The sequence below is a fragment of the Aeromonas sp. TECH754 genome, from assembly GCF_056279295.1.
The window spans coordinates 2474136-2497965 of sequence record NZ_JBWBRA010000001.1; the positions used below are offsets into that span (position 1 = coordinate 2474136).

The 23830-nt window shown below is 64.3% G+C and carries 19 protein-coding genes; 9 read left to right on the forward strand and 10 right to left on the reverse strand.

The annotated features are described in order from the left end of the window. Positions 1 to 8: 8 nt before the first annotated feature. Positions 9 to 911 carry a cysteine synthase CysM gene (gene cysM, locus ACZ9IL_RS10915; RefSeq protein WP_476003537.1) on the reverse strand — a complete coding sequence of 301 codons (903 nt, stop codon included), beginning with the start codon at positions 909 to 911 and terminating at the stop codon, positions 9 to 11. 161 nt (positions 912 to 1072) lie between these two features. Between cysM and ACZ9IL_RS10920 the strand changes: the two genes are divergently transcribed. From ACZ9IL_RS10920 to ACZ9IL_RS10940, 5 genes are all read left to right on the forward strand, one after another. After that, positions 1073 to 1330 (forward strand): GNAT family N-acetyltransferase, encoded by a 258-nt coding sequence (locus ACZ9IL_RS10920; RefSeq protein ID WP_476003538.1) that lies wholly within the window; start codon positions 1073 to 1075, stop codon positions 1328 to 1330. Between the two features lie 220 nt (positions 1331 to 1550). Beyond that, complete coding sequence (locus ACZ9IL_RS10925) at positions 1551 to 3374, forward strand: SulP family inorganic anion transporter (RefSeq protein ID WP_476003539.1); 1824 nt, start codon at positions 1551 to 1553, stop codon at positions 3372 to 3374. 152 nt (positions 3375 to 3526) lie between these two features. Next, on the forward strand, positions 3527 to 4873 hold the full coding sequence (locus tag ACZ9IL_RS10930) for an MATE family efflux transporter (RefSeq protein WP_476003540.1): 1347 nt from the start codon (positions 3527 to 3529) through the stop codon (positions 4871 to 4873). An 11-nt stretch (positions 4874 to 4884) separates the two neighbouring features. Next, positions 4885 to 5484 (forward strand): hypothetical protein, encoded by a 600-nt coding sequence (locus tag ACZ9IL_RS10935; RefSeq protein ID WP_476003541.1) that lies wholly within the window; start codon positions 4885 to 4887, stop codon positions 5482 to 5484. A gap of 274 nt (positions 5485 to 5758) precedes the next feature. After that, on the forward strand, positions 5759 to 5974 hold the full coding sequence (locus ACZ9IL_RS10940) for an HP1242/YdcH family protein (RefSeq protein WP_108536732.1): 216 nt from the start codon (positions 5759 to 5761) through the stop codon (positions 5972 to 5974). Positions 5975 to 6112: 138 nt separating this feature from the next. Here the strand turns inward: ACZ9IL_RS10940 and nifJ are convergent, their stop codons facing one another. Then, positions 6113 to 9688 (reverse strand): pyruvate:ferredoxin (flavodoxin) oxidoreductase, encoded by a 3576-nt coding sequence (nifJ, locus tag ACZ9IL_RS10945; RefSeq protein WP_476003542.1) that lies wholly within the window; start codon positions 9686 to 9688, stop codon positions 6113 to 6115. After that, positions 9685 to 11331 carry an NAD(P)-binding protein gene (locus ACZ9IL_RS10950; RefSeq protein WP_476003543.1) on the reverse strand — a complete coding sequence of 549 codons (1647 nt, stop codon included), beginning with the start codon at positions 11329 to 11331 and terminating at the stop codon, positions 9685 to 9687. The genes nifJ and ACZ9IL_RS10950 overlap by 4 nt, the downstream gene beginning before the upstream one ends. A gap of 448 nt (positions 11332 to 11779) precedes the next feature. Here ACZ9IL_RS10950 and ACZ9IL_RS10955 point away from each other — a divergent pair, with 448 nt between their 5' ends. After that, complete coding sequence (locus ACZ9IL_RS10955; protein ID WP_476003544.1) at positions 11780 to 13594, forward strand: MOSC N-terminal beta barrel domain-containing protein; 1815 nt, start codon at positions 11780 to 11782, stop codon at positions 13592 to 13594. Positions 13595 to 13701: 107 nt separating this feature from the next. Here ACZ9IL_RS10955 and htpX read toward each other — a convergent pair whose 3' ends face one another. From htpX to bioB, 5 genes are all read right to left on the reverse strand, one after another. Further along, positions 13702 to 14574, reverse strand: a complete 873-nt coding sequence (gene htpX, locus ACZ9IL_RS10960) for a protease HtpX (RefSeq protein WP_476003545.1) — start codon at positions 14572 to 14574, stop codon at positions 13702 to 13704. A 113-nt stretch (positions 14575 to 14687) separates the two neighbouring features. Then, complete coding sequence (bioD, locus tag ACZ9IL_RS10965) at positions 14688 to 15368, reverse strand: dethiobiotin synthase (protein ID WP_476003546.1); 681 nt, start codon at positions 15366 to 15368, stop codon at positions 14688 to 14690. Between the two features lie 124 nt (positions 15369 to 15492). Continuing rightward, a complete protein-coding gene (locus ACZ9IL_RS10970; RefSeq protein WP_476003547.1) occupies positions 15493 to 16365 on the reverse strand; it encodes a methyltransferase domain-containing protein in 873 nt (290 codons plus the stop codon). Continuing rightward, entirely contained in the window at positions 16358 to 17557 is a 1200-nt protein-coding gene (bioF, locus tag ACZ9IL_RS10975; RefSeq protein WP_476003548.1) for an 8-amino-7-oxononanoate synthase, read from the reverse strand. The genes ACZ9IL_RS10970 and bioF overlap by 8 nt, the downstream gene beginning before the upstream one ends. Further along, complete coding sequence (bioB, locus tag ACZ9IL_RS10980; protein WP_476003549.1) at positions 17554 to 18654, reverse strand: biotin synthase BioB; 1101 nt, start codon at positions 18652 to 18654, stop codon at positions 17554 to 17556. Before bioB ends, bioF begins: the two co-directional genes overlap by 4 nt. 190 nt (positions 18655 to 18844) lie before the next feature. On the opposite strand from bioB, the gene bioA reads away from it, so the two are divergent. From bioA to asnS, 3 genes are all read left to right on the forward strand, one after another. Further along, on the forward strand, positions 18845 to 20119 hold the full coding sequence (bioA, locus tag ACZ9IL_RS10985; protein WP_476003550.1) for an adenosylmethionine--8-amino-7-oxononanoate transaminase: 1275 nt from the start codon (positions 18845 to 18847) through the stop codon (positions 20117 to 20119). A 135-nt stretch (positions 20120 to 20254) separates the two neighbouring features. Further along, a complete protein-coding gene (locus ACZ9IL_RS10990) occupies positions 20255 to 21067 on the forward strand; it encodes a HAMP domain-containing protein (protein WP_476003551.1) in 813 nt (270 codons plus the stop codon). A gap of 267 nt (positions 21068 to 21334) precedes the next feature. Further along, complete coding sequence (gene asnS, locus ACZ9IL_RS10995; protein ID WP_476003552.1) at positions 21335 to 22735, forward strand: asparagine--tRNA ligase; 1401 nt, start codon at positions 21335 to 21337, stop codon at positions 22733 to 22735. A gap of 79 nt (positions 22736 to 22814) precedes the next feature. Here asnS and ACZ9IL_RS11000 read toward each other — a convergent pair whose 3' ends face one another. Both ACZ9IL_RS11000 and ACZ9IL_RS11005 read right to left on the reverse strand, forming a co-directional pair. Beyond that, a complete protein-coding gene (locus ACZ9IL_RS11000) occupies positions 22815 to 22958 on the reverse strand; it encodes a zinc-binding dehydrogenase (RefSeq protein WP_476003553.1) in 144 nt (47 codons plus the stop codon). After that, positions 22955 to 23746: an SDR family NAD(P)-dependent oxidoreductase gene (locus ACZ9IL_RS11005; protein ID WP_476003554.1), complete on the reverse strand. Its 792-nt coding sequence runs from the start codon at positions 23744 to 23746 to the stop codon at positions 22955 to 22957. The genes ACZ9IL_RS11000 and ACZ9IL_RS11005 overlap by 4 nt, the downstream gene beginning before the upstream one ends. Positions 23747 to 23830 lie beyond the last annotated feature (84 nt).

A 23830-nucleotide genomic window follows, 5' to 3' on the forward strand; every position in this document is an offset into this window, starting at 1 on the left:
GCGAGGGATCAGGGGCTTGGCGTGAACACCCCGGTGGAGAGGTAGCGATCCCCTCTGTCGCAGATGATGGCCACCACCACCCCCTGCTCGAGGCCGCCCGCCACCCGCAAGGCACCGGCCACGGCGCCGCCCGAGCTGACTCCGCAGCAGATCCCCTCTTCGCGCGCCAGTCGGCGCATCATGACGAGGGATTCATCGAGCGTCACGTCCAGCACCCGATCCACCCGCGCAGGCTCGAAGATGGCGGGCAGATAGGCGGCGGGCCAGCGCCGGATCCCCGGGATCTGGCTGCCCTCTGCCGGTTGCAGACCGATCACCTCGATGGCCGGGTTCTGCTCCTTGAGGTAGCGGGAGACTCCCATGATGGTGCCGGTGGTGCCCATGGCCGAGACGAAGTGAGTGATCGCCCCCTCGCTCTGGTGCCAGATCTCGGGGCCGGTCGACAGGTAGTGGGCATCCGGGTTGGCCGGGTTGTTGAACTGATCGAGTACCAGCCCCTCGCCACGCGCCTGCATGGCGAGCGCCAGATCCCGCGCCCCCTCCATGCCGTTCTCCACCAGCACCAGCTCGGCGCCATAGGCCAGCATGGCATCGCGCCGCTCCTGGCTCATGGTGCTTGGCATGATGAGCCGCATCCGGTAGCCCCGCACCGCCGCCACCATGGCCAGCGCTATGCCGGTATTGCCGGAGGTGGCCTCGATAAGCCTGTCGCCAGGCCGCAGGTGACCACTCGCCTCCGCCGCCTTGATCAGATTCAGCGCCGGCCTGTCCTTGACCGAGCCGGCGGGGTTGTTACCCTCCAGCTTGACCAGCAGGGTCACCCCAGGATGGGGATTGATGCGCTGCAACCGCAGCAGCGGGGTGTTGCCTATCAGGGCATCCAGGGTGGCGAAGGCCATAATGGGATCCATCCTCTGTTAACTGTTCTATACCTTGGGCTGTCGACCGTTCGCAGGCGGAGACAGTGTAAGCGAGCGCCCTTCGCCGACAAAGCGGGGGCAGGCAAAAAGCCCTGTTGGCAAAGTGCCGCCAGCATGCTCTGATGATTTTTCTCACCGTTCGAGGAGCCAGCATGAGTGACATCCTTCATCAGCCCGACCAGCAGCAGTTCGTCTGCGTGGTGGACGACCAGCTCTCCCGCCTCGCCTATCGCCAGCTGGATGCGGGCAGGGTCGAGGCCTACAGTACCCAGGTTCCCTCGGCGCTGAGAGGCAAGGGGATAGCCGACCGGCTGGCACGCAGCTTCTACGACTGGAGCCAGGCACAGGGACTGACGATCATCCCCACCTGCAGCTACATCGAGATCTGGTTGCGCCGCCATGGACATTGAAACGTCGCCCCGCCCGCAGAGCGGTCCAGATGGAGCACAGGCGTGATGTCTGATGCCGGGCAAGATGCAGCGATGGGCAACCCACTGTGCATGGCCTGCCAGCAACCAGCCAACAAGCTGGCCCGACCTTGCGGTGGCACGACCATAACGGCGTTGCAATGCTTCGACAACCTTGGGCACACTAGAGCCAAAAGCTGTTTATAACTCAATGGGTTAAATAATGCGCGACTTCTTCTCTCTCGAACGCTGGCTGCCGGGCCTCGCCGCCCTGCTGCAATATCAGCGGGCCTGGCTGGTACCGGACCTTCGCGCAGGCCTGTCGGTGGCCGCGGTGGCGCTGCCCGTGGCCATCGCCTATGCAGAGCTCGCCGGGGTGGGGGCCATCGTCGGCCTCTACTCCTGCATCCTGCCCATGCTGGTCTATGCCCTGTTTGGTACCTCCCGTCAGCTCATCGTCGGCCCGGATGCCGCCACCTGCGCCGTCATTGCCGCCGTGGTGACCCCGCTCGCCGCCGGGAGCGCCACCCTGCAGTGGCAACTGGTGATGACCATGACCGCCATGACCGGGTTCTGGTGCCTCATCGCCAGCCGCTTCAAGCTGGGGGTGCTGGCCGATTTCCTCTCCCGCCCCATCCTGATGGGGCTGCTCAACGGGGTAGCCATCACCATCATGGTGGGCCAGCTCTCCAAGATCTTCGGTTTCACCTTCAGTGAACGCTATTTGATCGAGCGCATTCTCAACGCCACCCACTACATCACCCAGACCCACCTGCCGACCCTGGCCATGAGCCTGACGGCGCTGCTTACCCTGTTGCTGAGCAAGCGCTACAAGCCGGCCTGGCCCTCTTCCATGGTGGCCATGGTGGTGACGGCCGCCCTGGTGTGGGCGCTGGATCTGGCCCGCTTCGACATCGCCACCCTGGGCGCCATTGGCTCAGGTCTGCCGGAATTCCAGATGCCGGAATTTCCCCCCGGCCTGATGCGTGAACTGGTGCTGCCCGCCTTGAACCTCGCCATGGTGAGCTTCGTCTCCATGATGCTCACCGCCCGCAGCTTCGCCGCCAAGAACGGCTACGAGATCGATGCCGACAAGGAGTTCAGGGCGCTCGGGATGGCCAACCTGGCCTCGGCCCTCTCCCAGGGCTTTGCCATCAGCGGTGCCGATTCGCGCACCGCGGTCAACGATGCCAACGGTGGCAAGAGCCAGCTGGTCTCCATCATCGCCGCCCTCATCATCGCCCTGGTCACCTTCTACCTGACGGCGCCACTGCAATACATTCCCACCGCCGCCCTCGGCGTAGTACTGGTGATGGCCTCCCTGTCGCTGACCGACTTTCACGGCCTGTGGGCGCTGCGCCACTCGGATAGGGCCGCCTTCTGGCTGGCACTCATCACCTTCGTCAGCGTGCTGGCCATGGGGGTGATCCCGGGGATCACCCTCGCGGTCCTGCTGGGGCTGTTCCAGTTCCTGCGCAACGTGATGCGTCCGACCGATCAACTGCTCGGCATGGATGACGAGGGCGTGGTGCGCACCCTGGGGGACAACGAGCAGGCCAAGGCCATTCCCGGCATCCTGGTCTATCGCTTCAACTCGCCGCTCACCTACTTCAATGCCCCCTACTTCAAGCGGCGGGTGCTGGCCCTGCTGGTGCAGGATCCCCAGAACCCCAAGTGTCTGGTGATCGACGCCGTCGCCTGCTTCACCCATCAGGACATCAGCGTGATGAGCATGGTGGGCGAGCTGCACAAGGAGCTGAAGCGACGGGGTATCCACATGGTGATGGCCGGTCGCCACGGCCAGATGACCCATTGGCTGCAGCAGGCCGGGATCCGGGTCGGCGACGAGGGGATCACCCTCTGCCCCGACATGTATCAGGCGCTGCGCATGACCCGCTGCTACCGCGAGCCGGTGTTCAAGGATGACGAGGTGACAGAGAGCACCACCGACGCCCTGCTCTCCCGCTGGCCCCAGGACGAGGCGCTGCCGGACTCGGCGCGGCTCACCCTGCCTTCCGAGCAGGAGGCCGGTGCCACTCCTGCCTGAATAGGGATGAGATGCAACCGAACTCGGCACCGTCGATTCACCCTGCCGAGCGAGCAGCAGGCAGGCTCAGCCATTGCACCGCTCAGGCTCTTGGTGTTAAATGCCCGTCCAGATGGCGCTGACGAGAGCCATCATTCCTATTTGGACATGTCATGCAGACTCAATCCCACGCGGGCCCGGGCACCCTCTTCGCCCTGACCTGGCCACTGTTCATCGATCTCGCCCTGCACTTCCTGACCGGGGCCCTCAACACCTTCATGGTGGGACACGTCTCCTATCAGGGGGTGGCGGCGCTGGCGGTCGGCAACCAGGTGTTCGATCTCGCCATCACCCTGTTCAGCTTCGTCAGCATCGGGACCAGCGTGGTGATCACCCAGTATCTCGGGGCCGGCGACAAGGAGAAGGCGCGGGTGGTGATCCACACCGCCATCGGCTTCAACCTGCTGGTGGGGCTGGTGGCGGCGGTGGGGGTCATCGCCGGGGCCAGCACCATGCTGGCGTTGATGAACCTGCCTGCCCACCTGATGGGGGATGCCACCCTCTACCTGCAGATCATCGGTCTGTGCCTGCTGCCGGAAGCGGCGGCGCTCTGCCTGGCCGCCACCCTGCGCGCCCACGGCCATACCCGTCAGGCCATGTACGTGACGCTCATCGTCAACCTCATCACCTTCGTCGGCAACCTGCTGCTGCTCTACGGCTGGTTCGGCCTGCCGCAGATGGGGGTGGCCGGGGTCGCCATCAGCACGGTGGCGGGTCGCATCGTCGGGGTGGTGCTGCTGGTGTGGCTGGTGACCCGCAAGACCGGCATCAAGCTGCGACTGCCGGAGATAGTTCGCCCCAGCAAGGCCATGCTGGACAAGGTGCTGCACATCGGCCTGCCGGCGGCGGGAGAGAACCTCTCCTGGATGCTGCAGTTCATGGTGGTGACGGCCTTCGTCGGTCTGCTCGGCGACAAGGCGCTGGCGACCCAGTCCTACTTCTTCCAGATCTGCCTGTTCATCCTGCTGTTCGGCCTCTCCATCGGCCTTGGCAACGAGATCATCATCGGTCACCTCGCGGGGGCCCGCCGCTTCGAGCAGGCCTATAACCAGTTGCTCAAGAGCCTCAAACTCGGGCTCATCGTCACCACCTTCATCGCCATCGCCGCGGCCCTGAATGGCCGCGCCATCATCAGCCTGTTCACCGACGATCCCGACATCATCACCCAGGTGGCGCAGTTGTTTCTCATCAGCCTCATCCTCGAACCCGGCCGCACCTTCAACCTGGTGGTGATCAACGCCCTGCGTGCCACCGGGGATGCCCGTTTCCCGCTCTACATGGCGCTCGTCTCCATGTGGGGGATTGCCGTCCCGCTCGCCTATTTCCTTGGGATCATGCAAGGTTATGGCCTGGTCGGCATCTGGTTGGCGCTTGCCTGCGATGAGTGGGTACGCGGTCTGGCCATGTTCTGGCGCTGGCGCAGTCGCCGCTGGCAAAACAAAATCCTAGTTGAAACATAAGCGGAATCAGAATGAAGAAAATCGGACTCTTGTTGGCTACTCTGCTGCTCAGCTCACTGGCCATGGCGCAAACCGGCGCCACTGCATCCAAGGCACCCAAGGCGCAGGCGGCCCAAATCTGGTACGTGGCTCCCATCGTCATCGATGAGAGCAGCGAAGCCCAGAAAGCACTGACCAAGCACTTCATGGCCCAGATGATCAAGACCATCAAGATCAACGAGTACCAGACCGGCAAGGCGGTCGGCAAGACCAAGGATCCCAAGTGGCTGATCCGCACCAAGCTGATGCACGCCAGCACCGAACCGCTGGTCGGCAAGAAACACCCGCAGGCGCTCACCTACGGCAAGGGCACTCCCACCCAGGAGATCGTCGGCGAGCTCATCATGAACGGCACCCTGGTGGCTCATGTCGGTCAGGGCTGGCGTGAGCCCATAGTCCCCGGCACCCCGGTGGCCGAGAAGATCACCATCGCCAACTACCAGTACGCCATCGGCGACGAGGCCAAGGCGCCGGACCTGGAAGAGCTGGCGGCGCAGGTAGGCTTCGAGGTGGGCAAGGTGATCGCCCGTGATGGCCAGCCGCTGCCGGAAAAGAAGAAGAAAAAAGAGTGACCATCGGCTGATGCCGGAGAGGGGCCCATGGGCCCCTTTTTGTTTGCCTGCGACTGTCATACGCGGGTCACAAACGTGATATACCTCCCAGTTCGGGGACTGGATCCTGATTGAGCAAGCTCTTATCAGCTTGCAATTCAAGCAGTTAAAAAAACGCGGGGGCGGACTGCAATCCAGTGACGACGAATTTGAAGCGGATCACATTTCTTCGTCGGCGTTAGGGGTAGTTTGAAGGTCAAGGCACCAGCAAACGACAACAAGGAGGCTCCATTACATGTTCCCAGAGTACAGAGAACTCATCTCGAAACTGAAGAGCAGTGATGTCCATTTCCAGAAGAAGTTTGATTTGCACAATGACCTGGATGCGGAGATTAGAAAGTTGGAAAAGCATCACGCCAGCGATTACAGCTCCGAGGTGAAGGATCTGAAAAAACAGAAACTTAAGCTGAAAGAGGAGATATACGACATCCTCAAACAACATCCACATTAGACGCCTCGACGAATACCCGGATAAGCAACTTATCCCCCAGCCCGGCCCTCAAGCCGGGCTTTTAATTGCTCGCAGAATACGAGGCAACATAAAAAAAGGAGGGGCCGCCCTGGCCCCTCCCGCTGATTACCGCTCGTCTCAGATCGGCGGGTGGAAGTGACTCGCCTCGCGGGTCGCCATCTCCTCGTAGGTGGCCCATTTTTGGCGGGCCACCTGCTGCGCCACCTGCATCAGCCGCTCCGCTTCCTCGGGATGGCTCTGGGCCAGCACCCGGTAGCGGTTCTCCTCGGCTCTATAGGTGGCGAGGGGGATGGAGGGACGCAGGCTGTCGAGACTGAAGGGATTCTGCCCCGCGCTGCGCAACACCGGGTTGTAGCGCATCAGCGGCCAGTGGCCCGAGTCCACCGCCCGCTTCTGCTGGTTCAACCCTTGCTCCATGTCGATGCCGTGGGCGATACAGTGGCTGTAGGCGATGATGAGGGACGGCCCTGGATAAGCCTCCGCCTCGCGCAACGCCTGCAGCGTCTGTTGCGGATTGGCACCAAAGGCGATGCGCGCCACATAGACGTTGCCGTAGGAGATGGCCTGCAGCGCTACGTCCTTCTTGGCGAGGGTCTTGCCCCCCGCCGCGAACTTGGCCACGGCGCCGAGCGGAGTCGATTTGGACATCTGGCCACCGGTGTTGGAGTAGACCTCGGTATCCATCACCAGCACGTTCACATCCCGCCCGGAGGCGAGCACATGATCGAGGCCACCCGAGCCGATGTCATAGGCCCAGCCGTCGCCGCCGACGATCCAGACCGATCGGCGCACCAGCTGATCGATGAGCGACAGCAGCTCCCGGGCTTGCCCCGAGCGCACCTCCTCCAGTCGATCGCGCACCAGCGCCACCCTGCCCCGCTGGGCGCGGATCTCGGACTCCAGCCGCTGGGGGGCACCGATGAGCGTGTCGACCAACTCGGCCCCCAGCTCGTTTCGCATCCCCTGCAGTGCGGCCACCGCCTGGCCCTGATGCTGATCGGCTGTGAGTCTGAAACCGAAGCCAAACTCGGCGTTGTCCTCGAACAGGGAGTTGGACCAGGCCGGCCCCTTGCCTTCGCCATTCTTCGCCCAGGGGGTGGTCGGCAGGTTGCCGCCATAGATGGACGAACAACCGGTGGCGTTTGCCACCAGCATGCGATCCCCGAACAGCTGGGTCAGCAGCTTGAGGTAGGGCGTCTCGCCACAGCCGGCGCAGGCCCCGGAGAACTCGAACAACGGCTCGAGGAACTGGGTACCGCGCACCGTGGAGAAGTCCACCCGCTCGCGGGCGGGCCAGGGCAGGCGCTCGAACCAGCGCAGCGCCTGTTTCTGGCCTTCGAGGTGCGGCGCCTTGTCGGCCATCACGATGGCGCGATCGCCCTCATGTGACTCATCGGCCCCCACCCGTACCGGGCAGGCCTGCACACACTGACCGCAGCCGGTGCAATCCTCCGGATAGAGTTGCAGGCTATAGCGGCTGTCCGGGAAGCCCTTGGCGGTCACCGGCACCGACTGCACCGCCTCGGGGGCGGTCGCCAGCCAGTCCTGATGGTAGAACTTGGCCCGCAGCGCCGCGTGGGGGCAGACGAAGACACAGTTGCCGCACTGGATGCAGTGTTCCGAACGCCAGAGCGGGATCTCCCGGGCGATGTCCCGCTTCTCGAAGCGACTGGTGCCGGTCGGATAGGTGCCATCCACAGGCAGCATGGAGACGGGAATGAGATCCCCCCGTCCCGCCAGCATCTCGCCGGTGACCCGCTGCACGAACTCGCAGCCCCCCGGTGCCAGCGGCAGCGGGTAGTCGCTTGGCCACTCATCCCCCGCCGGGATCACAATCTCGTTGAAGTGGGCCAGGGTGTCGTCCACCGCGGCGAAGTTGCGCGCCACCACTTGCGGCCCCTTGCGGGCATAGCTCTTCTCGATGCTCTGCTTGATGAGGGCGATCGCCTCCTCTCTCGGCAAGACCCCGGCTAGCGCGAAGAAGCAGGTCTGCATGATGGTGTTGATGCGATTGCCCATGCCGTTCTGCTCGGCCACCCTGTCCCCGTCGATGCAGTAGAGCCGGATCTTGAGCGCCCGGATGCGGGCCCGCAGCCGCTCGGGCAACCGGGCCCAGACCTCGCCCGCCTCATGAGGCGCGTTGAGCAACAGGGTCGCCCCCTCGGCGGCGTGCTCCAGCAAATCCACCGATTCGACGAAACTCCACTGGTGACAGCCGATGAAGCTCGCCTGCTCGATGAGCCAGGGCGCGTCTATGGGCGCGGGGCCGAAGCGCAGGTGAGAGACGGTGCGCGAGCCGGACTTCTTGGAGTCGTAGACGAAGTAACCCTGGGCATGGAAGCCGTCCAGCTCGCCGATGATCTTGATGCTGTTCTTGTTGGCGCCGACTGTGCCGTCCGCCCCCAGCCCGAAAAACAGGGCCCGCACCCGGCTGGCGGGCTCCAGATCGCCGATGGGATGCCAGTCAAGGCCCAGACCCGACACATCATCGACGATGCCGACGGTGAAGCGCGGGCGCGGTGCATCGGATGCCAGCTCCTCGAACACAGCGGCACACATGGCCGGGGTGAACTCCTTGGAGGAGAGGCCATAGCGGCCGCCGCTGAGCCAGGGCAATCGCTTGAGCAGGCCCCGTTGCAGGCCGTCGATGAGGGCGCTCTGCACATCCAGCAGCAGTGGCTCGCCCCCCGCTCCCGGCTCCTTGGTGCGATCCAGCACCGCCATGCGGCGCACGCTGGCGGGCAGCGCATCGAGCAGCGCCTGCACCGGGAAGGGGCGATAGAGGCGCACCACCAGGACCCCGGTCTTGCGATCCTGGCGGTTGAGCCAGTCCACCGTGGTGCGGGCGGTGGCCGCCCCCGACCCCATCAGCAGGATGACGTCGGTGGCATCGGTTGCGCCGTGGTACTCCACCAGCCGGTAGTGGCGGCCGGTGAGGGCGCCTAGCCTGTCCATGCACTGCTGCACCCGGGCCGGCACCGCCTCGTAGAAGGGGTTGACGCTCTCCCTTGACTGGAAATAGGTGTCCGGGTTCTGGGCCGTGCCGCGCATCACAGGGCGATCCGGATTCAGAGCCCTAGCGCGGTGGGCGCGCACCCAGTCGTTGTCGATCAAGGCGCGGATCTCGTCTTGGTGCAGGGCGGTTATCTTGTTCACCTCGTGGGAGGTGCGAAAACCGTCGAAGAAGTGGATGAAGGGCACCCGGCTCTGCAGGGTAACGCTGTGGGCGATGAGCGCCAGATCCTGCGCCTCCTGCACCGAGGCGGAGGCCAGCATGGCAAAGCCGGTGCTGCGCGCCGCCATCACGTCCTGATGGTCGCCGAAGATGGAGAGCCCCTGGGCCGCCAGGGAGCGGGCTGCCACATGGAACACGGCGGCGGTGAGCTCGCCGGCGATCTTGTACATGTTGGGCAGCATCAGCATCAGCCCCTGGCTGGCGGTGAAGGTGGTGGCGAGCGCCCCCGCCTGCAGGGCACCGTGTACAGTGCCGGCCGCCCCCCCTTCGCTCTGCATCTCCACGACGGTGGGCACGTTGCCCCAGAGGTTCGTCTGCCCCTCGTCGGCCCAGGCATCCGCCAGCTCGGCCATGGTCGAGGAAGGGGTGATGGGATAGATCGCGCACACTTCGCTCAGCTGGTACGCCACCCGGGCCGCGGCTTCGTTGCCATCGACCATGATCAGTTCGTGTTTCATTGGGACACCTCAGGTTGGCGCAGTTCGATGGCATGGCAGGGACACTGATCGTGACAGGCACCGCAGCCGGTGCAGCGGTCGGCATCGACCCGATAGCCCTGGCCCGGTGCCAGCTTCAGGATGGCCTGCTCGGGGCAGCTGCCGTAGCAACCGTCGCACTCGAAGCAATTGCCGCAGGAGTAGCAGCGCGCAGCCTCGTAGCGGGCCGTCGTCTCATCCAGCCCACCGATGATCTCGCCAAAATCGTTCCGCGTCCAAGCGGGCCTAGTCGGCTGGCTGCTGGCAGGAGCATGGGTCTGGAACCAGAGCTGCAACTGCTCCGGCCCCACCAGCGGATGGGAGATCGGCTTGTGATGGTGGCGGCCCCGCAGCCAGGCATCCATGTGCCGTGCCGCCTTCTTGCCGTGGCCGGTGGCGATGGTGACGGTGCGCTCGGAGGGCACCATGTCGCCGCCGGCAAAGAGGCCGGGCACGTCTGTCATCAGGTTGTCGGTCACCTGCACCACCCCATCCCCGTTGACCCGCACGCCGGGGATGCTCTCCAGCACAGAGAGATCCACCTCCTGCCCCAGTGCCAGGATGAGGGAGTCCGCCTCCAGGGTTTCGAACTGGCCGGTGGGTACCGGCTTGCCCTGCTCATCCAACACCATCACCTCCACCTCGATGGCGCTGTTGTCGAGCTGGCGAATGCTGCGCAACCAGTTGATCTTGATCCCCTCCTCCTCGGCCTCGTCGGCCTCGAAGGCGTGGGCCGGCATATGATCCCGATCGCGCCTGTAGATGATCATCGCCTCCTCCACCCCGAGCCGGCGGGCGGTACGGGCCGCGTCCATGGCGGTGTTGCCGCCACCGTAGATGGCGACCCTGCGGCCCAGTTGGGGGGGCGGCAGTCCCTGCTCCTCGGCCAGGCTCGCCTGCTCGAGGAAGCTCACCGCATCGAGGATCTTGCCCGCTTCCCGCGCCGGTATGTCGACCCGTTTTGCCAGATGAGCACCTATGGCCATGAAGACGGCGTCGAAGCCCCCCTCATCGCGCGCCTTGATCACGTCCTCCACCTTGTGGTTGAGCCTGAGCGTCACTCCGGCGGCAAGGATGCGGGCCACCTCGTGATCGAGCACATCCCGGGGCAAGCGATAAGCGGGAATGCCAAAGCGCAGCATGCCACCGGCCAGCGGGCCCGACTCGCGGATCTCCACCTCATGGCCGAGACGGTTGAGGTGCCAGGCGCATGACAACCCCGAGGGACCGGCACCGACGATCAGCACCTTCTTGCCGCTGGCGGGCGCCGGCGGTGCAGGCTGCCAGCCCCGGGCCAGCGCCTCGTCACCGAGGAAACGCTCGATGGCGTGAATGGAGACGGCCTCATCCACCTGGGCGCGGTTGCAAGCGCTCTCACAGGGGTGATAGCAGACCCGTCCGTGCACGGCAGGCAGCGGATTTTCTTCGAGCAGCATCTGCCAGGCCGCCTCGAGGCGGCCCGCTTCGGCCAGGGCAAGCCAGGCTTGGATGTTCTCTCCGGCCGGGCAGGCGTGGTTGCAAGGTGGCAGGGCCGGCCGCCAAACGGGTAGCCGAGTACGGACCGGGCCTGTTCCCGTTTTCTGGGAAAGATCCGGCTGTGGAGTCAAATCACGTTGTTTGCTCATAGGTTGCTTTCTTCTTTTTGTGTGACAGGCCCTCTCCGCTGGCACTTGAAACCGTGTAGCCGAGGCAGACGGTGGCCGGAGGGGGAAGAAGCGAAAGCGTCAGGAAGTGAAATATGACTCAACAGTGAGCTGTTTTTTGCGCTAATCAATCGATCTAGATCAAATAAAGTTGCATATTTTTGGGTGTGGAGAACAGAACGTGACCCGTGTAACATCTTGTCTGATTGCGCACAGCATGACGCCGCTCAGGCCATCTCCCCGTCAATAAACCCGTTTGCCATCGGGCTCGGCCCAAAGGGGGAACCTGCCTTCAGGGGCTCGAGGCGCTCGACTCTTCCTCTGCGCGAGGGCGGGACCAGGACGCAAGCATGCAACGATTGCTGCGCAGAGCAGGGATCATTATCTTGTTTCTCTTCACAGGAACAGCCCACAGCACAAGGACCCGGACATGCCAAGGCTCGACAGCATTCATCTCTATCCCATCAAATCGACGGCAGGCATGCCACTGACTCGCGCCCTGGTGACCGAAGAGGGGCTGCGAGGGGATCGCCGCTACATGGTGGTCAAGCCGGACGGCAGCTTCATCACTGCCCGCACCCATCCCCAACTGCAACGGGTGGTGGCCTCCCCCATGGACGGCGGCTTGCAACTGCGCTACCCGGGCCTGGAGTCGCTCACCTTGCTGGAGCAGACATTCAGCCGCGCCCCGCAGACCACCGGCGTCTGGGGTGACAACTTCAGTGCCCTCCATACCCACGCCGAGGCCGATGCGTGGCTGAGCCGAGTGGCGGGTGAACCGGTCCGGCTGCTCTGGCTGGGGGAAATCTCGGATCGTTTTCGCACCAAGACCGGCACCCGGGTCAGCTTCGCCGACGGCTATCCGCTGCTGCTGATCGGCCAGAGTTCGCTCGATGACCTCAACCTGCGCTCCGATGCCTTGCACCAGATGAGCCAGTTCAGAACCAACCTGGTGGCGAGCGGCACCAGGCCATTCGAGGAGGATGGCTGGAAGCGGATCCGCATCGGCGAGGTGGAGTTCCTGGTCGCCAAGCCCTGCAGCCGCTGCATCATGACCACGGTGGAACCCGGCAGCGACAGATTCAACGCCCTCAAAGAGCCGCTGGCCACCCTCACCCGTTATCGCCGTGGCGCGGATGGCGAGGTCTACTTCGGTCAGAATCTGGTGGCATTGAACGAGGGCTGGATCGCCGCAGGCAGTGAAATCGAGGTATTAGAGAGCGCCAGACCTGTGGTTTATCCCAACGAATCCCCTAAAAAAAGAGTGTTACGCTGCATTGCCCGCGAGCCGCTGGCGCGGGATCTGGAGACCTTCTGGTTCGAGGCCGCCGACGGCGAGCCCCTGCCGGATTACCTGCCGGGCCAGCACCTGCCCATCAGCCTCGACATCGGTCAGGGGAAGGCGCGAGAGCGACTGCAACGGCGCTACACCTTAAGCTCTACGCCGGATCAACCGGATCGCTATAGCATCAGCGTCAAGCGCCTCGGCGAGGGTCGCATCTCCCCCTGGCTGCACAGTCAGCTGAACGTCGGCGACACCTTGCTGGCCAACCCCCCCGCCGGTGATTTTCATCTGGGGCGCGAGCGCAAGTTGCTGCTGCTCTCGGCAGGCTCCGGCGTCACCCCCATGCTCGCCATCGCCCGTACCCTGGCCCTGCGGGATGAACTCGATGAGGTGCACTTCATGCACCTGTGCCGCAGCGAGGCCGACATCCCGGCCGCCGCCGAGCTGCACGCCCTGAGCCAGGCCGGCATGCAACTCACCCTGATCCTGAGCCAGCCCGGCCCCCACTGGCAGGGGCTCAGCGGGCGTCTGAGCCAGGCGCACCTCGCCAGGATCCCGGCCCTGCTCGCACGGGAAGTCTTCCTGTGCGGCCCCCACGGCTTTATGAGCGAGGCGGTCGCGCTGCTCACCGCCCAGGGCGTCCCCGCCGAGCGCATCCGGCAGGAGAGCTTCGGTGGCGCCATCCTCTCGGTGGCCCGCCCCCATCAGGCGGTGCAAGTGCGCATCGGCGAACAGCGCTTTGCCGGCAACAATCAGGGCACCATCCTCGATCAAGCCCACAAGCAAGGGGTGGAGCTGCCCTGGAGCTGCCGCGCCGGCATCTGCGGCAGTTGCAAGCAGACCCTGCTCTCGGGCGAGGTGGATCACCCGGATGCGCCGGCCATCACCGCCGCCGAGCGGTCCGCGGGCAGGATCCTCACCTGCTGCGCCGTGCCGCTGACCGATCTGGTGATCAAATAAGATGATCGAACCGCAATAAGCCAGGAAGCGGGGCTATCTCCCTAAATCACCAAATTGCAGAAACGAAAACGGCTGCCCGAGGGCAGCCGTTTTTGATGGCGACACGCTTAACCGCGCAGGGCGGCGATGCGCTGCTCGATGGGCGGGTGGCTCATGAACAGCTCGCTCACGGAGCGCTTGCCGTTGATGCCGAAGGCCATCATGGTGCCTTCCATCTGCGGCTCGGCGCCACGGGAGAGGCGCTGCAGCGCGGCGATCATCTTGTCACGACCGGCCAGCTTGGCGGCGCCCGCATCGGCACGGAACTCACGCTGACGGCTGAACCACATGACGATCATGGAGGCCAGCACACCGAAGATCATCTCCAGCACGAACACGGTGATCATGTAGGCAAAACCACCGGTGCTGCTGCTCTCTTCGCTGTTGTTGGAGCTGAAGAAGTTGCTGATGACGCCGGCCACGATACGGGCGAAGAACATCACGAAGGTGTTCACCACCCCCTGGATCAGGGTCAGGGTCACCATGTCACCGTTGGCCACGTGACTCACCTCGTGGGCCAGCACGGCTTCCGCCTCGTCACGGCTCATGCTGTAGAGCAGGCCGGAGGAGACGGCCACCAGCGAGTCGTCACGACGGGCACCGGTGGCGAAGGCGTTCATCTCGGGGGAGTCGTAGATCCCCACTTCCGGCATCTTGATGCCTGCCTCGCGGGCCTGACGGGCCACGGTGCTGACCAGCCAGTGCTCGGTCTCGTTACGGGGTTGCTCGATGACCTGGACACCATAGCTGCGCTTGGCCATCCACTTGGACATCAGCAAGGAGATAAAGGAACCCCCAAAACCGAACACGGCGCAGAACACCAACAGACCGGAAATGCTGGACTTGTTGATCCCCAGAACCGAGAACAGGATATTGAGTACCACCCCCAGCACCAGCATGACGGCCAGGTTGGTCACCAGGAATAGCATAATTCGCTTCATATTGACTCCTTGTGAGATATAGATGCGTGGTCCGGGCCGATTCGCTGCCGGCCTGCTACCACACCAGCTCCAGATAATAGATAGATCCGATGAATGTTTGCTGAATGTCGGGTTCAGAGCAGAGGAGAAATATCGAGACACCCGCGTAAATCAGCGTCGAGTGGATTGTTTACAAAAGGTATTTCACCCAAAAATGGCGCCGGTAGCAAGCCCCTCAGGGTATCCAGGTTCTCCTGGTAGTGGCTCATGCGCTCATCCAGCCGGTTGATCACCCAACCGGCGATCGGCAAGTCCTGGTTGCGAATGGCGGCGAAGGTGAGCAGCGCATGGTTGAGGCAACCGAGCTTGGCCCCCACCACCACGATCACCGGCAGGTTCTCCTGCCTGACCCAGTCCGACAGCAGATAGGTTCTGTCCAGCGGCAGGAACCAGCCCCCGGCCCCCTCGACGATCACCAGCTCGGCGCCGGCCTGCTCGATGGCTCGCAGCCCCGCGGACAAGCCACTCAGAGGGATAGACTCCCCCACCTCGCGGGCGGCGATGTGGGGTGCGATCGGCGGCTCAAAGGCAAAGGGATTGACCTGCTCATAAGGCAACGGGAGGCTGGCAGCGGCCTGCAGCAACAGGGCATCCTGGTTGCGCAGCCCCTCGGCGGTGCGGGCACACCCCGCCGAGATGGGCTTGTAACCGGCGCATGAAATGCCCTGGGTGGCGAGTTCCCGCAGCAGGGTGCGGGCGACCAGCGTCTTGCCCACGTCGGTGTCGGTGCCGGTGATAAAGAAGGATTTGACCATGATGACTCCTCAACGCAATACAGGGTGGCGGCCTGGCCGCGTCACCCGCGTTTCAATGATGTTGGGTGGCGAGCCGCTCCCCCATGGGCGGGCGGAATCGCTTATGGACGAACCAGCCGGCCTTCTATTGACGAACGAGTCGTCCGAGGCAGACCTGATAACTGGCGGCCAGCAGGCCATCGGGCTGACGGTATTGCTCATAGGCCTCCCCCAGGCGCAACAGGCGCTGGCGATTGCCAAGCCCGGGCTGACGGCCATCGTTGAGCTGGCTGGCCCCTATGCCCTTGAGGTCCCGCAGCAGCCCGGTCAGCTCCGGGTAGGCGAGAGACCAGGTCAGGCATTCCAGTTCGGGGGTGGGAAAGCCACCGTCGATGAGGGCGCGGCGCAATTGTGACAGGCTGAGAAAACGATTGACATGGGGACGCTCGTCAACCGTGCGCCAGGCCTCACGCAGTTGCCAGAGAGAGTCCGAGAGCAGGGTCGAGAACAGCAGCTGACCGCCGGGCTTGAGCACCCGACGCAGCTCGGCGAAGGCCCGGGTCGGGCGCTCACACCACTGCAGGGCGAGGCTGGAGAAGACCCAGTCCAGGCTCTGGTCGGCGAAGGGCAACTGCTCCGCATCACCGCACAACAGCCAGGCGCCGCTGCCCCGCTGGGCCGCCTGCGCCAGCATGCCGGGGGCGAGATCCAGCCCGTGCAGTTGCTGACAATGAGTGGCGAGCTGTGGCAGGAAGAAACCCGTGCCGCAGCCCAGATCCAGCCCCGTTTCCGGTAAAGCACCGGTCAAGCAACGCCGGTGCGCGGCAGAGTCGAGATCCAGACCAGACTCAGGCAAGGCACTGGGCACAACATCCTGCATCCGCGCCAGCAGCGCCTGCCCCACCTCCTGCTGGAAACGGGCATGGGCGTCGTAGTGGCGGGCAGCGGCGCCGAAGCGGCGCGCCAACTGCACCTTGTCGACCCGCTGGAAGGCGTCGTGGGAGAGCGGCTCATGCATGGGATGGCTCCCCTGCAAGGGCCGGGCAGAGACCCAGGCCATCCAGCAGACGGTCGATATCCTGCTCGCTGTGGTTGGCACAAAGAGTGATGCGCAGTCGCGCCGTGCCCTGTGGCACCGTCGGTGGGCGGATGGCACCGACCCAGAGGCCGCGCTCACGCAGTCGCTCGCTCAAGGCAAGGGCTGGCGCGCTCTCCCCCACCAGCAGCGGCTGAATTGGCGTCTCACTTTCACCTAGGGTCCAGCCAAGCTGGCCAGCCCCCTGCCGAAAGCGGGCGATCAGCCGTTGCAGATGGGCGCGCGCCTCATCTGCCGCACGCACCAGTGCGATGCTCTGGCTGACCGCGCAGGCCTGGGCGGCGGGCATATGGGTGCTGTAGACATAGGGGCGGGCGAAGTTGACCAGATAGTCCACCAGCTCGCGACTGCCGCCCACGAAGGCGCCTGCCACCCCGAGCGCCTTGCCAAAGGTGCCCATCTGGATGTGCACTGCGCCGGGATCGACCTTCTGCGCCGCCAGGGTGCCGCGCCCCTCAGGCCCCAGCACGCCGAGACCGTGGGCATCGTCGATCATCAGCCAGTTGCCGCTTTGGGCGGCCAGGGCTGCGAGCTCGCGCCAGGGACCCTGATCCCCGTCCATGCTGAACACCCCCTCCGAGACGATCAAGCCCTTGCCCGGCGCCAGCTGCCGCTCGAGGGCCGCCATGTCGTTGTGGGCGAAGCGCCTCATCTTGCAGGGCAGCTGGTTGCCCATCTCCTGCAGGGAGGCGTGGTTGAGCCTGTCCTGCCACAGCAGATGCTCCTTGCCGAGCAAGGCCTTGAGCACCGCCTGATTGGCGGAGAAGCCGCAGTTGAACAGCAGCACCGCCTCCAGCCCCAGCCAGTCGGCGAGTTCCTCTTCCAGCCGCTGGTGTGCACGGCTGTAACCGGTCACCAGCGGGGAGGCGCCGGAGCCGGTGCCATGGTGTGAAATCCCAGCCATGAACGCCTGCTTGATGACGTCGTCGCTGGCCAGCCCCAGGTAGTCGTTGGCGGAGAAGTTGAGGTACTCGCGCCCCCCGACCTGCAGTCGGGGGCCGGTGGCGCCCTCGGTCGGGATACGCTGGCGCAGCAGGGCATTGCGCTCACGCTCGGCCAGGGCGTCACTCAGGGCGAAAGGCCCCGATTTATCAGAAGAAGTGACGATACTCATGCGGGTTTTACAGCAGACTGCACTGCCGCACGCTGACGGGTGGCATCATAGAACAGCTCGTCGCCGGCGGGCTGGCGTGTCACCTCGGCCAGCAGCTCCTCTTCCTGCACCGCATCGGGCTTCTGGACGCGCTGGGCGGGGCGGATGCCGAGCCGCTTGAACAGCTGCATGTCGCTGCTCTCGTCCGGGTTCGGCGTGGTCAACAGCTTGCAGCCGTAGAAGATGGAGTTCGCCCCCGCCATGAAGCACATGGCCTGCATCTGCTCGTTCATCTTCTCCCGCCCGGCGGAGAGGCGCACGTGGGAGCCCGGCATCATGATGCGCGCCACGGCAATGGTGCGGATAAATTCGAAGGCGTCGAGGTTCGCCTCGTTCTCCAGCGGCGTGCCTTTCACCTTGACCAGCATGTTGATGGGCACGCTCTCCGGGTGGCATGGCAGGTTGGCCAGCGCCATCAGCAGACCCGCCCTGTCCTTGGCCTGCTCCCCCATGCCGACGATGCCGCCGGAACAGACCTTCATGCCGGCGCCACGCACGTGCGCCAGGGTGTCGAGTCGGTCCTGATAGGTACGGGTGGTGATGATGTCGCCGTAGAACTCCGGCGAGGTATCGAGGTTGTGGTTGTAGTAGTCGAGCCCGGCCGCACCGAGACGGGACGCCTGCTCGGCGGTCAGCATCCCCAAGGTCATGCAGGTCTCCATGCCGAGCCCCCGCACCTCCTCGACCATCCGCAGTATGTAGGGCATGTCTTTTTCTTTGGGGTTGCGCCAGGCGGCCCCCATGCAGAAGCGCGACGAGCCGTTGGCCCTGGCCTCACGGGCCCGCTCCAGCACCTTCTCCACCTCCATCAACCGCTCGGTCTCGAGCCCGGTGTGATAACGGGCGCTCTGGGGGCAGTATTTGCAATCCTCCGGACAGGCGCCGGTCTTGATGGAGAGCAGGGTGCTCACCTGCACCTCGTTGGGATCGAAATGGGCGCGGTGCACCGTCTGGGCCTGGAACAGCAGATCGTTGAATGGCAGGGCAAACAGCGACTGCACCTCGGCCAGGGTCCAGTCGTGACGAAGGGCATGACCCCCCAGGGTGAGAGCATTCATACATGGCTTCCGATTGTTATAAGTGGGATCCTGCGCCGGCCATCCCGGATGAGCGACCGCAGAACCCGCCATGCCCCGCACGCAATCCTGAGCGTGCGAAGCCAAGTGGCTGAAATTGTTGGCTAGTGTAGAGAGCGCGCGTAGACTGTCAACACCGACCAGATCAATCACATTGACAACAGAACAAACAATGACCAATAAAGAGTTCGACCTGCACCACGTCTGGCACCCCTATACCTCCCTCACCCATCCCCTGCCCTGCTACGAAGTGGCCAGCGCCAAGGGGGTGAACCTGACCTTGAGCGATGGCCGCACCCTGGTGGATGGCATGAGCTCCTGGTGGGCCTGCATTCACGGCTATCAGGTACCGGAGCTCGATGCGGCGGCGAGCGCCCAGCTCGGCAAGATGTCCCACGTGATGTTTGGCGGCCTGACCCACGCCCCCGCCATCGAGCTGTGCCGCAAGCTGGTGGAGATCACCCCGGCGGGGCTGGACAGGGTCTTCCTCGCCGATTCCGGCTCGGTGGCGGTGGAGGTGGCGCTCAAGATGGCCCAGCAGTACTGGCACGCCAAGGGCACGCCCAGATCCAAGTTTGTCTCCCTGCGCGGCGGCTATCACGGTGATACCTTCGGCGCCATGAGCGTCTGCGATCCGGATGGCGGCATGCACGAGCTCTATCAAGGTTTCCTGCCGGAGCATCACTTCGTCTCGGCGCCGAGCTGCCGCTTCCACGCCGACTGGGACGAAGAGTGCGTGGTGGAGCTCGCCACCCTGATGGCGGACCATCACGAGGAGATCGCCGCCATCGTGCTCGAGCCCATCGTGCAGGGGGCGGGCGGCATGCGCTTCTACCACCCCCGCTACCTGCAGTGGGTGCGCGCCCTGTGCGACGAGTACGGCGTGCTGCTCATCGCCGACGAGATTGCCACCGGCTTCGGGCGCACCGGCCAGCTGTTCGCCTGTGACTGGGCCGGCATCAGCCCGGACATCATGTGCCTCGGCAAGGCGCTCACCGGTGGCTACCTGACGCTGTCGGCCACCCTCACCACGGAGCGGGTCGCCCGCACCATCTGTGACGGCAAGGCGGGGGTCTTCATGCACGGGCCCACCTTCATGGGCAACCCGCTGGCCTGCGCGGTCGCCAACGCCTCCATCGAGCTGCTACTGGCCTCGCCCTGGCGCGATCGGGTGCGCGCCATCGAACACCAGCTCAGGTCCGAGCTGGTGGCACTGACCCTGGAGCCGGCGGTGGCGGATGTGCGGGTGCTGGGGGCCATCGGGGTGGTGGAGATGAAGGAGCGGGTCGATGTGGCGCGCATCCAGCGCAAGTTTGTCGAACTGGGAGCCTGGATCCGGCCCTTTGGCAAGATCATCTACCTGATGCCGCCCTTCGTCATCTCCCCGTCGGAATTAACCGTGCTGACCACCGCCATCACCCAGGCCATCGCCAGCGGCGAGTACTGAGCCAGCATGAACGGGCCCTGCATGAGAGTGCAGGGCCTTTTGGCTCTTTTTCATCAGAATGTGAGCGAGACACCAGAACCCGAACGACGGGAGGCGTAGACTGCGCGAGTTTGACCCAACAGATGTACCAGCCCCATGCGCCTCTCCATCACTGCCAAGATCAATTTTTTCCTGCTGTTCATCTTCTCCATGGTATTGGTGTTCTCCGCGGCCTATCAGGCGGTACGCGAGCGCGATCTCATCCTGACCCTCATCAAGGAGCAGAGCCACGAGCAGACCGAGGCCTACTTCGACGGCCTCAACATGCTGATGCTGACCGACAAGATGGCGGCCCGCGATACCCTGCGCAGCAAGTTCCTCGAACATGCCCACGTGGAAGACGCCCGCATAGTGCGCGGTGCCCCCATCAACAAGCAGTACGGGCCGGGTCGCGAGACCGAAGCGCCCAAGGACAGATTCGATGCCCTGGCGCTGGCGGGCAAAGGCAGCGTGGAGGTGGTCAACGACGGCATGCACAGCCGGCTGGTGGTGACCCGTCCGCTGCTGGCCCAGAAAGATTTTCGCGGCACCGACTGCACCAGCTGCCATCAGGTGGCGGAGAACACCGTGTTGGGTGCCGTACGCTTCGACTACTCCCTCGACACCCTGTTCACCCGGGTCGAGCAGAACATTCTCACCTCGGCCCTGAGCCTCACCGTCATCTTCGGGCTGGGACTGCTGCTGACCCTCTGGGTCATCCGTACCTGGATAGTCCGCCCCCTCAATCAGCTGACCCGTTCCATGGAAGAGGCCACCGATCGCCATGACTTCGGTCATCGGCTCGAGGGCGACGAGGGCGACGAGATAGGCCGGGTCGCACTGGCCTACAACCAGATGCTCGACAGCGTGGAGCGCCAGCTCGGCAAGCGCCCCGCCTCCTCGGAGCGGGACAAGAAAAGCCGGGGCTGAGCCACAGAGAGAGGCCGCCCCGGGCTCATGCTCCGGCCCATCCGGCGCCTGCGGGTCTGCCGCCGTGCCCGCCCCCTGTTCTGACGGCCCGCCTGCCGAGCGATCCGGGCCGAAAACCCCACAAACGACCGATATTTTTGCTTGGTTTTATCAAACCCCCACGGGTAAGATTGACGGCTTAGTCTGCCACCCAGGGCCATTCATGCCCCGGCAAGACCCCTAGTGTTGCAAATAGCGCTGCAAGAACAAGCTGGAGACAATATTTCGATGACGCACGCATCCGTAGTAGATGTGCTGACCGGTAAGTATGCGGTTGGCACCACCCAGACAGTGAAAGGGTGGATCCGGACCCGCCGTGATTCCAAGGCGGGGATCTCGTTTTTGGCCATATCCGATGGCTCCTGTTTCCATCCGGTACAGGCCGTCGTCCCCAATACCCTGGCCAATTACGAGAATGAAGTGCTGCGTCTGACCACCGCCTGCTCCGTGGAAGTGACCGGCGAGATCGTCGCCTCCCAGGGCAGCGGTCAGGCCTTCGAGCTGCAAGCCTCCGAGGTCAAGGTGGTGGGCTGGGTCGAAGATCCGGACACCTACCCCATGTCCGCCAAGCGCCACAGCATCGAATACCTGCGCGAGCAGGGTCACCTGCGTGCCCGCACCAACGTGGTCGGCGCCGTGACCCGGGTGCGCAACTGCCTGGCCCAGGCCATTCACCGCTTCTTCCACGAGCAGGGTTATCTGTGGATCGCCGCGCCGCTCATCACCGCCTCCGACACCGAAGGTGCGGGCGAGATGTTCCGCGTCTCCACCCTGGATCTGGAAAACCTGCCGCGCACCGAGGCCGGCAAGGTCGACTACGACAAGGACTTCTTCGGCAAGGAGACCTTCCTGACCGTGTCCGGTCAGCTCAACGTCGAGACCTATGCCTGCGCCCTGTCCAAGGTCTACACCTTCGGCCCGACCTTCCGCGCCGAAAACTCCAACACCAGCCGCCATTTGGCAGAGTTCTGGATGGTGGAGCCGGAGATCGCCTTCGCCAACCTGGAAGATAACGCCGCCCTGGCCGAAGCCATGCTGAAATATGTCTTCAACGCCGTGCTGGCCGAGCGCCGCGACGATCTGGAATTCTTCGCCCAGCACGTCGACAAGGATGCCATCGACCGTCTGGAGCGCTTCGTCTCCTCCGACTTCGCCCAGATCGATTACACCGACGCCATCGAAGTGCTGAAAAACTGCGGCAAGACCTTCGAGTTCCCGGTCTCCTGGGGCATCGACTTGTCCTCCGAGCACGAGCGCTACCTGGCCGAGGAGCACTTCAAATCCCCGGTGGTGGTGAAGAACTACCCGAAAGACATCAAGGCCTTCTACATGCGCCTCAACGACGACGGCAAGACCGTCGCCGCCATGGACGTGCTGGCCCCGGGGATCGGCGAGATCATCGGTGGCTCCCAGCGTGAAGAGCGACTGGACGTGCTGGATGCGCGCCTGGCCGAGATGGGTCTGAACAAGGAAGACTACTGGTGGTATCGCGACCTGCGTCGCTACGGCACAGTGCCGCACTCCGGCTTTGGTCTGGGCTTCGAGCGTCTGGTGGTCTATGTGACCGGCATGGGCAACGTGCGTGACGTCATCCCCTTCCCGCGTACCCCGCGTACCGCCGAGTTCTAAACGGCGAGCTTCGTACGAAAATCAAAAAAGCCGACCCCGGGGTCGGCTTTTTTTATTGCCTGCTGTCGTCCTCCGCCTGTCACGCCAGGCTGACGACGACCTTGCCCCTGGCACGGCCGGTCGCCAGATAGGCGAGCGCCTCGCCGGCCTGTGCAAATGGAAAGACCTTGTCGATGACGGGCTTGAGCTTGCCCTCGTCGAACAACGCGGCAATCCGGGTCAACTGGGCACCACCCGGTAACGCGCGGCGGCATGGGCCTGGCGGATGCCGGAGAACATGGCCTTGCGCGCGTCTTCGAAGGCATCCCAGCGGCTCGCGTCGTGCAGCGGCGGTATGGTGACCGCCTCGCGGCGATCGAAGCCAACCAACGCCGCATCCACCAGCTCCTCCACCTCCATCACTTCCGGCAGGCTGTCGGGATCGATGCCGGAGCGTGCCCAGATCTCGGTACGAGTGGCCGCCGGCAGCACCGCCTGCACATAGACTCCGCGGGGGGATAGCTCCTGACTCATGCCCTGGGACAGGTAAAGCACGAAGGCCTTGGTCGCGCCGTAGAGCGTCATGCCAAATTCCGGGGCCAGCCCGACCACCGAGCCGATGTTCACTATGCTGCCCGCACCGGCTTGCGCCAGTCGCGGGGCAATGGCGGCGGCCAGCCTGGCCAGCGCCGTGGTATTCAGGGTCACCAGTTGCTCGACGCTGGCGGCGCTCTGCTCGATGAAGTGACCCGACTGACCGGCCCCGGCATTGTTGATCAGGATGCCGATGCCGGCATCACCGCGCAGGCGGGCCTCGACCGCCTCCACGTCCTGTGACCGGGTGAGATCGGCCGCCAGCACGTCGACGGCGACGCCGCACTCCTGACGCAGGTGAGCAGCCAGCGCCTCCAGCCGGGCCTTGTCGCGGGCGACGAGCACCAGATTGTGGCCGCGTCTGGCGAAGCGGTCGGCATAGGTGGCACCAATGCCGCTGGAGGCACCGGTGATGAGCACTGTGGGTTTAATAGTCATGATGTCATTCTCTCGGGTGATCGTGTTGCACTGTGATGGATGCCGCGCCAGGCACTGGCCGGCCATGGCGCTGCGTCGACGGGG

Coding starts and splice junctions, on each gene's coding strand:
- cysM (WP_476003537.1), bottom strand. CDS start 911: ATGGATCCCATTATGGCCTTCGCCACCCTGGATGCCCTGATAGGCAAC.
- ACZ9IL_RS10920 (WP_476003538.1), top strand. CDS start 1,073: ATGAGTGACATCCTTCATCAGCCCGACCAGCAGCAGTTCGTCTGCGTG.
- ACZ9IL_RS10925 (WP_476003539.1), top strand. CDS start 1,551: ATGCGCGACTTCTTCTCTCTCGAACGCTGGCTGCCGGGCCTCGCCGCC.
- ACZ9IL_RS10930 (WP_476003540.1), top strand. CDS start 3,527: ATGCAGACTCAATCCCACGCGGGCCCGGGCACCCTCTTCGCCCTGACC.
- ACZ9IL_RS10935 (WP_476003541.1), top strand. CDS start 4,885: ATGAAGAAAATCGGACTCTTGTTGGCTACTCTGCTGCTCAGCTCACTG.
- ACZ9IL_RS10940 (WP_108536732.1), top strand. CDS start 5,759: ATGTTCCCAGAGTACAGAGAACTCATCTCGAAACTGAAGAGCAGTGAT.
- nifJ (WP_476003542.1), bottom strand. CDS start 9,688: ATGAAACACGAACTGATCATGGTCGATGGCAACGAAGCCGCGGCCCGG.
- ACZ9IL_RS10950 (WP_476003543.1), bottom strand. CDS start 11,331: ATGAGCAAACAACGTGATTTGACTCCACAGCCGGATCTTTCCCAGAAA.
- ACZ9IL_RS10955 (WP_476003544.1), top strand. CDS start 11,780: ATGCCAAGGCTCGACAGCATTCATCTCTATCCCATCAAATCGACGGCA.
- htpX (WP_476003545.1), bottom strand. CDS start 14,574: ATGAAGCGAATTATGCTATTCCTGGTGACCAACCTGGCCGTCATGCTG.
- bioD (WP_476003546.1), bottom strand. CDS start 15,368: ATGGTCAAATCCTTCTTTATCACCGGCACCGACACCGACGTGGGCAAG.
- ACZ9IL_RS10970 (WP_476003547.1), bottom strand. CDS start 16,365: ATGCATGAGCCGCTCTCCCACGACGCCTTCCAGCGGGTCGACAAGGTG.
- bioF (WP_476003548.1), bottom strand. CDS start 17,557: ATGAGTATCGTCACTTCTTCTGATAAATCGGGGCCTTTCGCCCTGAGT.
- bioB (WP_476003549.1), bottom strand. CDS start 18,654: ATGAATGCTCTCACCCTGGGGGGTCATGCCCTTCGTCACGACTGGACC.
- bioA (WP_476003550.1), top strand. CDS start 18,845: ATGACCAATAAAGAGTTCGACCTGCACCACGTCTGGCACCCCTATACC.
- ACZ9IL_RS10990 (WP_476003551.1), top strand. CDS start 20,255: ATGCGCCTCTCCATCACTGCCAAGATCAATTTTTTCCTGCTGTTCATC.
- asnS (WP_476003552.1), top strand. CDS start 21,335: ATGACGCACGCATCCGTAGTAGATGTGCTGACCGGTAAGTATGCGGTT.
- ACZ9IL_RS11005 (WP_476003554.1), bottom strand. CDS start 23,746: ATGACTATTAAACCCACAGTGCTCATCACCGGTGCCTCCAGCGGCATT.